Source organism: Novipirellula caenicola (assembly GCF_039545035.1).
Taxonomy (GTDB): Bacteria; Planctomycetota; Planctomycetia; order Pirellulales; family Pirellulaceae; genus Novipirellula; species Novipirellula caenicola.
Genome location: NZ_BAABRO010000001.1, coordinates 84,204 through 97,920 on the forward strand (window position 1 = coordinate 84,204; position 13,717 = coordinate 97,920).

Annotated in this window: 8 protein-coding genes; 5 read left to right on the plus strand and 3 right to left on the minus strand. The window is 55.3% G+C overall.

Going from position 1 to position 13,717, the window contains the following annotated elements; translation table 11 throughout:
• Positions 1–69 precede the first annotated feature (69 nt).
• Positions 70–1,089 carry a CDP-diacylglycerol--serine O-phosphatidyltransferase gene (pssA, locus tag ABEA92_RS00310; protein ID WP_345681700.1) on the plus strand — a complete coding sequence of 340 codons (1,020 nt, stop codon included), beginning with the start codon at positions 70–72 and terminating at the stop codon, positions 1,087–1,089.
• A gap of 517 nt (positions 1,090–1,606) precedes the next feature.
• A complete protein-coding gene (locus ABEA92_RS00315; protein WP_345681701.1) occupies positions 1,607–2,275 on the plus strand; it encodes a class I SAM-dependent methyltransferase in 669 nt (222 codons plus the stop codon).
• Positions 2,276–2,356: 81 nt separating this feature from the next.
• On the opposite strand, the gene ABEA92_RS00320 is transcribed toward ABEA92_RS00315, so the two are convergent.
• Positions 2,357–4,789 carry a PVC-type heme-binding CxxCH protein gene (locus ABEA92_RS00320; protein ID WP_345681702.1) on the minus strand — a complete coding sequence of 811 codons (2,433 nt, stop codon included), beginning with the start codon at positions 4,787–4,789 and terminating at the stop codon, positions 2,357–2,359.
• 167 nt (positions 4,790–4,956) lie between these two features.
• Complete coding sequence (locus ABEA92_RS00325) at positions 4,957–6,399, minus strand: hypothetical protein (RefSeq protein WP_345681703.1); 1,443 nt, start codon at positions 6,397–6,399, stop codon at positions 4,957–4,959.
• A gap of 283 nt (positions 6,400–6,682) precedes the next feature.
• On the opposite strand from ABEA92_RS00325, the gene ABEA92_RS00330 reads away from it, so the two are divergent.
• Together ABEA92_RS00330 and ABEA92_RS00335 are read left to right on the plus strand one after the other, a co-directional pair.
• Positions 6,683–9,088, plus strand: coding sequence for an alpha/beta hydrolase family protein (locus ABEA92_RS00330; protein ID WP_345681704.1), 2,406 nt, complete (start codon positions 6,683–6,685; stop codon positions 9,086–9,088).
• A 1-nt stretch (position 9,089) separates the two neighbouring features.
• The gene (locus ABEA92_RS00335; RefSeq protein ID WP_345681705.1) at positions 9,090–10,346 is read left to right on the plus strand and encodes a PHP domain-containing protein; all 1,257 of its coding nucleotides are present in this window, start codon (positions 9,090–9,092) and stop codon (positions 10,344–10,346) included.
• Positions 10,347–10,507: 161 nt separating this feature from the next.
• On the opposite strand, the gene ABEA92_RS00340 is transcribed toward ABEA92_RS00335, so the two are convergent.
• Positions 10,508–10,708 carry a hypothetical protein gene (locus tag ABEA92_RS00340; protein WP_345681707.1) on the minus strand — a complete coding sequence of 67 codons (201 nt, stop codon included), beginning with the start codon at positions 10,706–10,708 and terminating at the stop codon, positions 10,508–10,510.
• A gap of 982 nt (positions 10,709–11,690) precedes the next feature.
• Here ABEA92_RS00340 and ABEA92_RS00345 point away from each other — a divergent pair.
• Positions 11,691–13,577, plus strand: a complete 1,887-nt coding sequence (locus ABEA92_RS00345; RefSeq protein ID WP_345681708.1) for a patatin-like phospholipase family protein — start codon at positions 11,691–11,693, stop codon at positions 13,575–13,577.
• Positions 13,578–13,717: the final 140 nt, after the last annotated feature.

The following is a 13,717-nucleotide window of genomic DNA, read 5'->3' on the forward strand; positions in this document are numbered from 1 at the left end:
GCTGGCGTTCCCCAATCCCCGCCGCCGGAATCGCCGGCACCATCCAAGTTGGAATCGCAATACAAATCCATGAGTGAACTCAAACGAAGTTTGTTTGGCAGCCGTTCCCGCAGGCGTTCTAGCGACGAATCGGTCGATGCCCCCGTTGACGAATCCAACGAAATCGATGCGGCGATCGACCCCGAGTTGTCGGAGCCGCTCGACGGATCGGACAGTTCGGAACGACGTGAAAAGGTTCGGCTGGGTAAGCGATTGTTGTCAAAGAAGAACCGAAAACGCCGCAAACGAAAGTTCAATCTCGCCGTCTTGCCCACCCTTTTGACGCTTGGCAACGCCGTCTGTGGGATGGCTGCGATCTCGGTGGCGATGAGCGATTCGTTGGCACGCGAACCCGAGGAAAAGCTGTTTGTCGCCGGCGTTTTGATCTTTGTCGGCATGGTTTTCGATGCGCTGGACGGCTCAGCAGCTCGATTGACGGGCCAGGAAAGCCGATTCGGAGGCGAATTGGACAGTTTGTGTGACGCGATCACCTTTGGGACCGCACCGGCCGTGATCGTCTGGAGAATCAGCGACGTTTTTCCCGAGAAACTCAGCTGGACGATCGGAGTCCTGTTCACACTTTGCGTGCTGATTCGCTTGGCTCGATTCAACGTCGAAACCGACGACGACGATCCTCATGACGGCTTCGAAGGGCTTCCGAGTCCGGCCGCCGCAGGAACCATCGCCGCGTTTGCGATCGCAATGCCCGACGTGGCATCGATCGCGACCGACCCGTTTTACCCCGAATTTGTGCATCATCTCGCCCAATACGCGTTGATTGCAGCGCACTATGTGATCCCGTTTTTGGCGGTGGTGCTGGCTTATTTGATGACATCCCGCTTCCAATACCCGCACGTGTTCCAGCAATTGGTCAGTGGACGTTGGTCGACGCATCAATTTGGGCAGGCGTTGTTTGCGATTGTCGGAGGCTTTCTGTTGCACTGGGTCGCGCTGCCGATCGCGTTCTGCTACTACGCATTCGGGCCCCCTGTGCGGTCGCTTTGGAGCGGCAAACGGTTGCCTCCCGAACCCGCCGTTGCGGACGAATAGACGCAATTGCTTTTGCGTTTTGTAGCTACGCTCGCCAGAGCGTGGAAAAGCATGGATGGCCGCCGTGCAATGCGAATCACCACCTTCTGGCGAAGGTAGCTACGAAAAAACGCTTCAAAGCGTTGGCCAAAACGTCTGACGCAATCAGGCGTCCCACGTAGGGGAAAGCGAGCGAATGACGCCTGCAAACGTTCGGTTTCAACCGAGCGTTCCTCGCGGCGATCGCCGCCAAAACCACCTGAACGAGGGGACCTTTTCTGTTATTGGACTTCCAAACGCCCGTCAATTTGTAATAGACGTGTAATAGATCGGTTCAAAATCGGCATTGGGGCTGTTTGTCTCGATCCCCTAAACGCTATCCTAATAAGGACTTAACGGTCTCTGAGGCGTTGCTGCGTGCGAGTTGACACTCGCACAAAAACTGCAATGCTTTCGAGGCAACGCGGGCGAAACGTAGGGTAAGCCAGCATTGATATTGAATCAGCATGACTGAGTTTTTCACAGGGTTTCAGGACCAATGAGCACTGTTTCGCCACCGAAGAAGACGAAAATTGCCGAACCGCACCGCAGCCGGCTGTATGACAATTTGGTTCCGGTTTATCAAGGATTATGGCCGGCGGTTGCCAAGCGAAATATCCGTGGCGCGATCGCCGCGATGAACATCTCCGCGGGCACCGAGGTGCTTGAAGTCGGCGTTGGCACCGGATTGTCGCTCGACAGCTATCCGCACGACATTCGGTTGACCGGAGTCGATTTGTCGGAGTCAATGCTCGCCGAAGCGGAACAGCTGATTGAGCAAAAACAGTGGAATCACGTCAACGTGTTGCCCATGAATGCCGAGCGGCTGACGTTTTCCGACAACAGCTTTGATGTGGTCACGTCGTTTCACACCATCAGCGTCGTGTCAAAACCGCGGTCGATGATGAGCGAGATGGTGCGAGTGTGTCGGCCGGGCGGAAAGATCTTGATGGTCAACCATTTCCGCAGCGAGAATTCGCTGATTGCCAAAGTGGTGGATTCGGCCGGTAACATCACCCGACGACTCGGTTGGCGAACCGACTTGGATCTTCGCGACGTTGTCGCGGGACTGCCGCTGCGGTTTGACCGCTGCTACAAGCCAACCCCGCTTTCGTTTTTCACCATCATGCAAGCCACGGTGACGAAGTCCGACGACGCGACCGCGTGACGCTGACGCGTTTTCATCTTTGCTCACCCCGATTGATTTGCTCACCCCGATTGAAACGCGACTGACAACCTCGCGATTTGCTCAAGACGCTTGCATCAGATAGGCAATCAAATCGGCCACCGCTTGTTTGTCCATCGCGTCTTCGAATCCTTCGGGCATGATCGACAAGCCGGTGTTCTTCAGTTCGTCGATGTCAATTCGCAGCACCGTGTCGGTCACGTTGTCGCCGCGCCGCAACGTCAAACTTGTTGCCCCTTCGTCGATGATCATTCCCGAGACGATTTCTCCATCGACGGTCGCCACGACGTAATTGATGTATTGCGGATTCACCTCGCGATTTGGATCGAGCACTGCGGTCAATAGAGTTTCCTCGCCGCGTGATTTTATCGTCGCCAGATTTGGACCGATTTCGTGGCCAACCCCTTCGACACGATGGCACGCGCTGCAGTGTTTTTGAAAATGTTTGCGTCCGCGTTCCAGGTCACTCGGCATCGAAAGCGCGTCGCGATACGCTGCCACCACTCGCTGCCGTTTGGCAACCGACTCGGGGGACCGGACCGCTGCGGTCGTTGCGACATGGGATTGCGGATCACGATCATGACCGGAATGTGCGTTACGTGATCGCGACGCTATCTGTTGCTCCAATTGCTGTTTGAACGACGCTGCCGATTTCCCCTGAAGTGTTTCGATCTGACTCAGCCGAGCGAGCAGTTTGTCGGCGTCATCGCCGACCGCAGTTTGCACCGCAGCGTTAATCCAGCGATCGTTGGGGTCATGACTGAGAATGCGCATCAAGCTGTCCACGCGGACGTCCCCCTTGGTGTTTGCCAACGCAAACGCCAACTGGTAGCGAACCTCGATCGATTCGTCCTCCGTCAGCTCCGCAAGCCGCTGCTGGATCGACGCAGTGAGCGGAACCGATTCGATCAACCGCAACGCATGTCGTCGCACCTGCGGATGCGTGTCCTGCAGTCCGCGTAGCAGAATCGGCCCATCCAGTGCGGCAAGTCCATCCAGTGCGTACAACGCATGCATTCGCCCCAGCGGCGACGAACTTTCGCGGATCAACGTCCGCAATGGCTCGATCGCCGAAGGGTCTTGCCGCTGGTACAACAACCGCGCGGCGGTTTCGCGGTGCCAAGCGTTTTCGTGGGCAAGCAGTTCAACCAATTCCGCTGTCTTTGCTTTGGCGAGACTTTGCAACGGACGGTGTTTGTAAGGCGTCGGGACGATTCGATAGATTCGCCCGCGGTCGCGTCCCGAAGTCAAATCGAGGTGCTTTTTGATCTGTTCGGGCAGCGACAAGGGATGCTCGATCACTTCGCGATAGACATCGATCACATGCAGCGTTCCATCGGGAGCGTTGGCAAATTGAGCCGGTCGAAACCAAATGTCCGTCGAGGTCACGAATTCGCTTTGGTCGTCGATGCGTTTGGCAACGAACTCTAAACCATTTTGTTCGAGCATTTTGCGGTGAATTAAATTGCTGCCGACATCGCCGACGAACGCGTAGCCTTTCCACTTCTTGGGCCAAGCATCGCCGCGGTAGATCGTCACGCCTGTCGCGCCGGTAAAGTAGCCTGCCGCTCGGCCTCCGCCTTCGACCACGCCCTTGACGGCGCCCGAGACTCGCAGCCGTGTTCGCACGATACGCCACGGTTCCACGGGACTGGTGCGAAACACTTCGGCTTGCGGTCCATCGGCGGCGATCGAAATTCGCGACGGCGGCGGAACGACAAAGGGGTTTCGCGCGATGTCCGCATCGTCGTACATCACCTGTTGAATGTGATCACTGTTGGAGGAGACAAATTTTCGCCCCCAATCGTCAAAACTCATCCCGTGCTGCGCCGCACCACTGGTCGGTTCAAATTGATAGGTGCGAGGATTCAGTGCCAAGTCACGTCCACGGATGCTGATCCCTGCGACGTCCGGCGCTGCGTGTGCATGACGAATTTCGCCTCCCACGCTACTGCAGGCGATATGAATCCGATTATCGAGCCCCCAGCGAAAAGAATTCATCAATCCTTGGACATTGGACGTGCCAAACCCGGTCAACACTCGCTGTTTCAGATCCGCCATTCCGTCGCCGTCGGTGTCTTTGAGATACAACAGATCGGGGGCATCGCCGACGAACAACCCGCCGTCGTACGGAAACAATGCCGTTGGCCAAAACAAGCCGCTGGCGAATTCGACGCGTTCGTCATAGACCCCGTCGCCGTCGGAATCAGTCAACTTCGCGATACTGGAAATACCATCGTCACGGTTTTCGCTGTAACCTCGCATCTCACACACGAACATCGCCCCGTGTTCATCCCATTCGATTGCTACCGGGCTGCCGACCAACGGTTCTGCCGCCACTTGTTGAATCTGAAATCCCTCGGCCACGGTGAAGGTGGAAAGCGAGGCGTCCGGATCGGTCGGAGCGATTCGTGGCAGCTCGTCGGAGTAATCCGGTTGCTTTGTCGAGGCAGGTTCCTTGGCCGAAAGATCGCCTGTAACGCATGTGAACATCATCAAAGGAGTCAAACAAAACATTGACATCAACAATAGCCGGCCGGAAAACCAAGTATGATTTGTCATGGTTGATGCCGTCGTAGCGGAATTCGGCTCCGATCGCGCTGCGTCGAATGCTTTGATGACTTTCGCTACCCGTTTTCGGATCGGTTCTAAGTTTTGAACGTTCACTGTGCCACCTCCTTGACTTGCAACAACGTCTTGATGCCATCCATCAGAACGGTTTCGACTTCCGGAGCCACGTTGGATGCCGCTTGGCTGGTCTCGTAGCCACCTTGTTCGTACGCTTCGGCAGTTCCGATATAGCCGGGTCCATAGTCGCCATAGGCCGCCATCGCGACACGCAAATCGGGCCGCAACGCCTTGGCAGCCAATTGGTATTCCACAAACAATTCACCCGGCATATGCAGCACTCGTACTTTGCCGACGGACAAGCACCCCAAATCGATTTTGTGACCGTTTTCGCAGCGTAATAGCCACGCCAATTCGTCGGGGGCGCCCCAATATTTGACGCCGTCCCATGATGCCACGCCCGCGGCCAACGTATCGCGGTCGAGATGCTTTGCCGGTGGAAGCGCCGCCCCCACGGTGGTCCAATTCACATCATCGGGACCGATGGCAAACTTTTCGGTAGTTTCCATTGACCGCTGCATCGCGTCGGCGACGCGTTTTGCCAGGATCAAACGGTTGGGTTTCGATCCGTCGTTGTATTTCCCGGCTCCGATGTTTCCGCCTGCACCATTGAAGTGGACGTACAGGGGACCGGGAGCATCTTGACTGCGGAAGAATCGAGCAATGCCTGGAAAATCGGGACTTGGGATGCCGGTGCGATAATAGCTTTGCGGATGACACGCGTAGTAGCTCAGCACGGCAACGGGAGTATCGCCATTCCAAAACGATAGCGAACTGAGCACTGGATCGATGGTTCCCACCGGCAACGCACGTAACTTGGCATCGCGAGTCGCAGTGTAGCGAGTCGCCACCACTTTGCCGGTTTCGTTTTGCAGTCGACGATTCGAGGCCACCTCGTGCACCTCTGCCGATCCGAAACCAGCATGGGTGACCGGCTGGGCTGTTTTGATCGAACTTTCGATGGCGGTCGCCAAGCGATCGATCACGCGGCGGGCAAATGAACCGTCATGTGCTCCTAAGTCCGAAGCGCCGACTTGATTCAATAGCGACTCGGCTCCAAAATCACTACGCGGCGCGTCGTGCTGGTGTAATGTATGCACTGCCACCCGCGTCGGGGTTGTTTTGGCTGCCTTCGCGATGCGATCACGAAAAACATCTTGGCTTTGATTCCCGATCCCAATCCAATCGACCGCACACAGCACGATGGGATCACCGGCACCCATGATCACCACCCCGCGACACCGCAGTCCCAGTTCACCATGGCTGCGGACCCGATCATAGGCCATCATGAATCCGACCGGCGGCGTGGCATCAATATCAAACGTGGCAATGGAAACGGCATTGTCGACTTTGTCTTTGGGCTCGATCGAGTCGTTGGCGTGCGATGGCGGACCGCAATACGCCGCAAAGGCAAAACCAAGCACGAGTCCAAGCCCAACCACAGGCACACGGAACCGCAAGAATTCAAAACATTTCATTCGATCACACTTTCGCGAGGCGGGAGCAAGTGTATAGAGCGAGCACGATGGTCACTCGGCGGGAGCCTCGATTGTATACGTCATCGCGGCGCCGCACAATCAAATCCAGCGTTAACCCAATTTGGATTCGGCCTGCGGCGGATGTCGTCGAAAGTTCCCACAGTGTTATCGTTGCCCCCCGATTGCCGCAAAACGGCCTCGCTCACACATGACGGCGCAAACGATGTAGAATAGCATCGCAAAGACTTCCTGCCTCGCCCGCCTCTCACCTTCAAGTCTATAGATGCGAATCTCTGATCGCGGCTTTCGGTTGTTCGTCCCTATGCTTTCGGTGGCATTCGTGTTTGCGCTGATGTTGTTCAGGACCGCGTATGCCGAGGACCACACGCCGACAGCATTAAAACTTGGACAATCGTTGCCTGGCACTCAGCCGCTACAGGTCGACGAACCGATCGATGTGTGGATGGTAAGTGGAATCAACCGCTTTGCGGAACGCGAATTAAGCCGATCCGAATTAACCCGCCAACAACATTGGCAGCGTGATTATTCGTCCGATGATCACTATTTGCAAAGCGTTCGGCCGAATCGAAAACGATTTGCCGAGATCATCGGTGTGGTCGATTCGCGTGTGGATCATCCGGGAATACGGATGACGCTATCCCACGACCAATTTAATTCGGCGCCGCCGATTTTAGCGAGCTCAGGGCACTGTGTCGCTTACGAAGTCAATTGGCCGGTCCTGGACGGTGTCACCGGCGAAGGATTGCTGTTGTCCCCCAAAGGACGCGATCCAATCGCAACGGTGATCGCGATTCCAGATGCCCAGTGGAGCCCCGAGGCATTTGTTGGATTGATCGAAAACGCGGATGTCCATCCATTCGTACTGCGGTTGGTCCAGCAGGGGTGCGAGGTATTGATTCCAACGCTGCTCAGTCGCGAATGCGAATTCTCGGGACATCCGTTGGTCGGTTTCACCAACCAACCCCACCGCGAATTTGTTTATCGCACTTCGTTTGAAATCGGACGGCATGTGATCGGATACGAGGTACAAAAAGTGCTTGCCGCCGTGGATCACTTTGTCGCCCGAAGAAATTCAAAAAACGTAATTCGGCCGATTGGGGTGCTTGGTGTCGGCGAAGGCGGGCTGGTGGGGATGTATGCTGCGGCGATCGATCCACGGATCGATTCGGCGTTGGTGTGCGGCTATTTCGACAATCGTGAAAACGTTTGGCGAGAACCGATTTACCGCAATGTTTGGGGATTGCTAAGCGAATTTGCCGACGCCGACATCGCATCGTTGATCGCCCCGCGGCGGCTGACGATCGAAGCGTGCCGAGTTCCCGAAGTCGATGGACCACCCTCTGTCACCGCCGGCCGCCGAGGCGGCGCAGCGCCGGGGCAAATCCACTCCGCTGAAATTGCCTCGGTTCGCGACGAGTTCACTCGGGCAAAATCCCACTACGAACCGTTGGGACGCCGAGACCAAATCAAATTGGTGATCAGCGGTGACGACACGGCCGCCACGGCGACCGGACCTGCCGGCAGCGAAGCGGCACTGAGCTCGTTCTTGATCGGGCTCGATGTTGAACACCTAAACGGCACCGCTGCTGCCCTAACCTCGCATTTACCGCTGCCCGATCCGTCGGCTCGCCAAGCGAGGCAAGTCAATGAATTGGTCGAACGCAATCAACGCTTGGTTCGCGACAGTCCGCGGATTCGCGATGAACATTGGCGGCAAGCCGACCGCAGCACGGTCGCTGCCTGGGAAACCACCACTCGGTCTTACCGCGATGAGTTTTATGACGAGGTCATCGGGCGGCTTCCCCATGCGATGTTACCGATTAACCCACGCTCTCGATTAATTTTCGATGAAGAAAAGTTCAAAGGCTACGAAGTGGTACTGGATGTCTTTACCGATGTGATCGCTGCTGGCATCTTGTTGTTGCCGACCGATTTAAAGCCTGGCGAGCGACGCCCAGTCGTCGTTTGCCAACATGGGCTCGAAGGGACAGCGGCCAGTACACTGGAGCAACGCAAGGATCAATTTTTGCGGCGAGGTTTTGCTGCTGAACTTGCGCTGCGTGGGTTCATTGTCTACGCCCCCCAGAATCCTTATCGCGGTGGCGATGCGTTTCGTGAAATCCAGCGCAAATCCAACCCGCTGAAACGATCGCTGTTTAGTTACATCATCCCGCAGCACGAACGAACGCTCCAGTGGCTTTGCACGCTGCCGCATGTGGACCGTGATCGGATTGCATTTTATGGCATTTCCTACGGTGGCAAAACAGCAATGCGGGTGCCCCCATTTGTGCCTGAGTACGCATTGTCGATTTGCTCTGCAGACTTCAACGAGTGGATTGGCAAAACGACCAGCAACCTCTATCGGGCCAGTTACGTCTACACCGGGGAATATGAAATTTGGGAGTGGAACATGGGTAACATCGCCAGCTATGCCGAGCTTGCCTGTATGATGACGCCGCGCCCGTTCATGGTCGAGCGTGGACATCGCGATGGTGTCGCGCCCGATGAGTGGGTGGCGTCGGAATATGCCAAAGTCCGGCGTCATTACGACGAGCTAGGAATCGGTGATTCCACCACAATCGAATTCTTTAACGGTCCCCATACCATTCGCGGTCTAGGGACGTTTGCCTTTCTACACAAACACTTGAATTGGCCCGAACCCAAGTAACATGCGTCACCAAAATAACATGCTGAAACACTGGATCGTTGCAAGCTTTCTACTGCTGACATTGACCGTCCGCGTCACCGCTGAAACACCATCAGACCGCGAGCCCGAGGCACGATGGTGGAAGGGCAATCTGCATACCCATTCGTTGTGGAGTGATGGCGATGAATTTCCGGAAATGATCGCGGATTGGTATCGCCAACGCGATTACAACTTTCTCGCGCTGACCGATCACAACGTTTTAAGCGAGGGGATGCGTTGGATGGCGATGTCGGCGATACACAAGCGAGCCGACGAAGGCATTTTGGATCGTTACCGCTATCGTTTCGGAAACGCATGGGTGGAAACCCGAGGCGAAGCCGGCCATGAAGACCACGAAGTCCGATTAAAACCGATGGACGAGTTTCGCTACTTGCTCGAAGAGGCCGGCAAATTCATCCTGATTCCCGCTGAAGAGATCAGCGATAAAGCCGAAGGCAAACCAGTCCACATTAACGCCACGAATTTGGCGGAAGTGATCAAGCCAGTCGGCGGCGAAACCGTCCGGCAGGCGATCGAAAACAACTTGCGTGCGATCCTCGAACATGAAAAGAAGCATGGCCGTGAAGTTCTGCCACACGTGAACCATCCCAATTTCCACTACGCGGTCACCGCCGAGGATTTAGCAGCGGTCGTTTCGGAACGATTTTTTGAAGTCTACAACGGTCACCCTGGTGTGAACCATCTTGGCGACGACGACCACCCCAGCATCGAACGCATGTGGGACATCGCCAACGCGATTCGTCAAACGTCGTTGGACATTCCACCGTTGATGGGGATCGCGACCGACGATTCTCACGAATACCACGGCAAACCCGGTTCACGCCCAGGACGTGGTTGGGTGATGGTCCGCAGCAAGTACTTGACCCCCGAGCATTTGATTCGGGCAATGAAGCAGGGTGATTTTTATGCGTCCAGCGGCGTGACGTTGTCCGACGTGCAATTTGACAAACAGGATCGCACTTTGTCGTTGGTGATCGCAAGCGAGCCGGACACGACGTACGAAACACAGTTCATTGCCACCCTGAAAAAGGGAGACGGCGTGGATGAACATCGCATCGGAGCCGTGGTCGCAACGTCGGACTCGGTAACACCCGAGTACACCTTGACCGGCAACGAGCTGTATGTCCGAGCGGTCGTGACCAGCAGCAAGCCGCCGGTGGATCCGTCGTTCAACAACCAAAAGCAGCAAGCGTGGACCCAACCCGTCGGCTGGGAATAAGCAAGTGATCACCTAGCAAGCGATCACCTAGCAAGCGATGGTCGTCGCAAAAAAAAAAGCAAAACCCCACGAATCCGTTCGTGGTGGATTTTGCATTGGTTGACACCCCGTCCATGGCGACATCGTGATGAGCGGTCGTGGTGTCGTTTCTAGCGCTCCGTCTACCGCCCCAGCTGCTGCGGATCCATTGCATCGTGCAATGACTGAGGACTCGCAAATTCAGACTGCGAATCTAACAATGCTTGCAGCTGGCGGTCGATCCAATCGACCAGTTCCTTCTTTGCTTGCGAATTGGGCAAAACATCGATTTCGAATGTCGAGGTCTTCATACCCCAAAGGTCGCAGGGCGGTGTTGTCTTCATCGAATCAAGCTCCTTCGATATTGCTGCGTTCCTTCCCTGGATCTAGCTCACATCCATCCATGGAAGATCAAGGATCGCTAACGCATTGGTGGTCGAATGAATATTCCTGAATCATTTGAATTGCGACCCACGATAAAGGTCTCGTCGATTTAGAACCCCCAGAGGCTTGGAAGTTCCAAACAGGCCTGTCGACGTAAGAAAAACCTGCACAATTCAAACACGATGCGGCAAGCCGCGAGCGAGATTCCCTTCACCCGCTGTTTGCCACGGACATGCAAATTATCTACCTACGATCTGGAGCTGCCAAGACGCATCTTTGCTGAGAAGGGTGGATCAGCGGGAAACCGCTCTCACTCGCTATCAAAGCCTGTTAAAAAGAGCCCAAAACGTGATCTCTGGTGATACGCTTAGTTTCGCCACAATCGAAATTGCGAGCGTCATGCGGACACGAAAGCCATCGTTAAAGACGCAAGCGATTGTTTCCCGCATGTCGATTCAGAAATTGAGACGACTTCGCCGGCGAGGTGCCTTGTATTTGGAGAGCTGACCCAACCGCCGTAGATTGCTGACTTATCCATTTGGCTCATTTGGCGTAGCGGAAGCCGTCAAGACTTTCGTCTAATGTTTTATGCTTTCGAAACTCTTGACGGCTTGTTGTTTTGGTGAAGTTTCCTGCGGCAAGGGTCGTATGATGGACTTCCTAGTCCGTCGTACGACTCATTCAACAAGTCGTCAACGATTTTCGTTTCATGGTTTTATTCCCACGAAACTCTTGACGAGTTCCGCTACGAATCGGTGGCCGCCCAAAACTCTTGACGAGTTTCGCTACGCAGTGCTGGCCGACTGCTGCGGCTTATCATGAAAATCATTTTTTTGCATTACCTGGGTGCTGGTGATTTCGAACACAATGAAGTGATTGACAGCCGACGATAATTTTAATCAGAAGCCGACGTGTGGACCGCCGCGGGAGAGAAACGACAGCATGCTAAAAGAAATCTTGCAATCGAGCCAACTATGCTGCGGACTGAATGATGCTCACGCTCAGCAGGTCATTGATGCCTGCCGATTGGTTGCGTACCAGAGCGGTGACGTCATCTTCTCGGAAGACGATCCGGGCGACAGCATGTTTATTGTGGTCAAAGGACGAGTCAAAATCGAAACGGCAGCGTCGGCCGGTGCGGTGCGTTTTATCGACCATTTGGATGTGGGTGAACATTTTGGCGAGATCGCGATGCTGACCGGCGGTCGCCGCGCGGTGATGATGACCGCGGTGATGGATTGCGAATTACTCGAATTGAAACAGGATGCGTTTCAGCAATTGATTTTGACGGTCCCGGGATTGGCGGCGAACGCTTGTCGCACGCTTGGTTTTCGGCTGCGTCGCGAGGCACACGGACAACAACGACGCAGCCGTCCACGGGTGATCGGAATCGTTAACCAGCATACGGGCACGATGTTCTTTGCGTCTCGGTTCGCCACGGCGTTGGCGGCCGAAGGCGACCAAGTATGTGTGATTGCCGAGGAAGCGATTCATTCGGCGGAGGCAGGAACATCGTCGTTTCAAAACAGCCGTATTCCAGCCAACTTAGCGGGGCAGGAAAAATCGGAGTGGATTCGCAAGTACGTGCTCGACCACCAACGCCGTGAAGACGCCACGCTCGTCAATCTTTCGCCCAAGCTATCGATCGAAACGTTCGCAGCGATCCTGCCTCAGTGCGAACAAGTGTGGTGGTTGGTCACACCCGATGACCTGGGACATGCAACCTATCGGCTGCATACCTTGTTAAAGGCTCAGCCGGCACTTGCATCGCGAATCCACTGGATGTGGATGACCGACGATACGCAACAACCACCTCATGCTCCCGCGATCGCCAGTTCGTTGGCGCAGCCGGACTTTAAGATCAGCCTCGACACCACACCGCAACTTGCATCGCGCCAGCAGCGACAAAGTTTGTCGCGACTTATCCGTCACGTTCACGGCACGCGGATAGGCTTGGCGTTAGGGGGCGGGGCGGCGCGAGGATTGGCACATCTAGGAGTCCTGAAGGCACTGGAGCGTGAAGGCATCTATTTTGATTTGATTTCGGGTACCAGCGCCGGTGCATTGATCGCGCTACCTTATGCGTTCGGCTGGGAACTCGAACGTGCGATCGAGACGTTCAAGGAGGATTTGACGCCCAGTTGGTTCTTCCGATACCTGCCACGAGGGAACCAGTGGTATATGGCAAGCAAGTTTTGGACTGGCGGATGGGAACCGATGCTCCGCCGCCACTTTGCGGACGTCCAATTGCAGCAGCTGCAAATCCCCCTTAGCACCGTCGCGGTCGACTTGATCAGCGGGCGTCAAGTCATCCGTGATCGAGGCGATGCGGTCGATGCGGTGCTCGAAAGTATTAACCTACCCAAGATCTCGCGTCCAATTTTGCGTGACGGTATGGCGTTGGTCGATGGAGGCATCTTCAACAATGTGCCAGCGGATTTGTTGTTGGACCGCGGAGCCGATCTTGTCGTTGGCGTTGATGTCGCAGCAAAATTAACTCCGCAATTTGCCGGCAACACGCCATCCACCCCGACCGAACAAATGCGGCGACCGGGACGCTTGGAAACGCTGATGCGAGTCAACGAAGTTCAAGATCACGAGATAACCGCCTTGCGTACCAAATCGGTTGACCTAATGATCGCCGTGGATACGTCGGCGTTTGATTTTGCCGATTTCACTCAGGCACGCCAATTGGCAGCGATTGGAGAAATCGCGGCGGAGAAAATGGTGCCGCAGTTTCGTCAACTGCTAGCCGAGCAAAAGGAATCCGAATCGGTGGGAGCGTCGCGTTTCACTTGCGAATTGCCCGCCCGAAGTGTGGCCGGCTAAATGAATGCCAATCTCTCAATCTCGCTTCGCGCGATTCCGGCTAGTCTCAATGCCTCAATTTATGGGTTATGGCAAAACATTAAAGTCATTGATCGCGTCCCAGCGACCTCGATTGCCAAATCTACTTCTCGTACCTGATG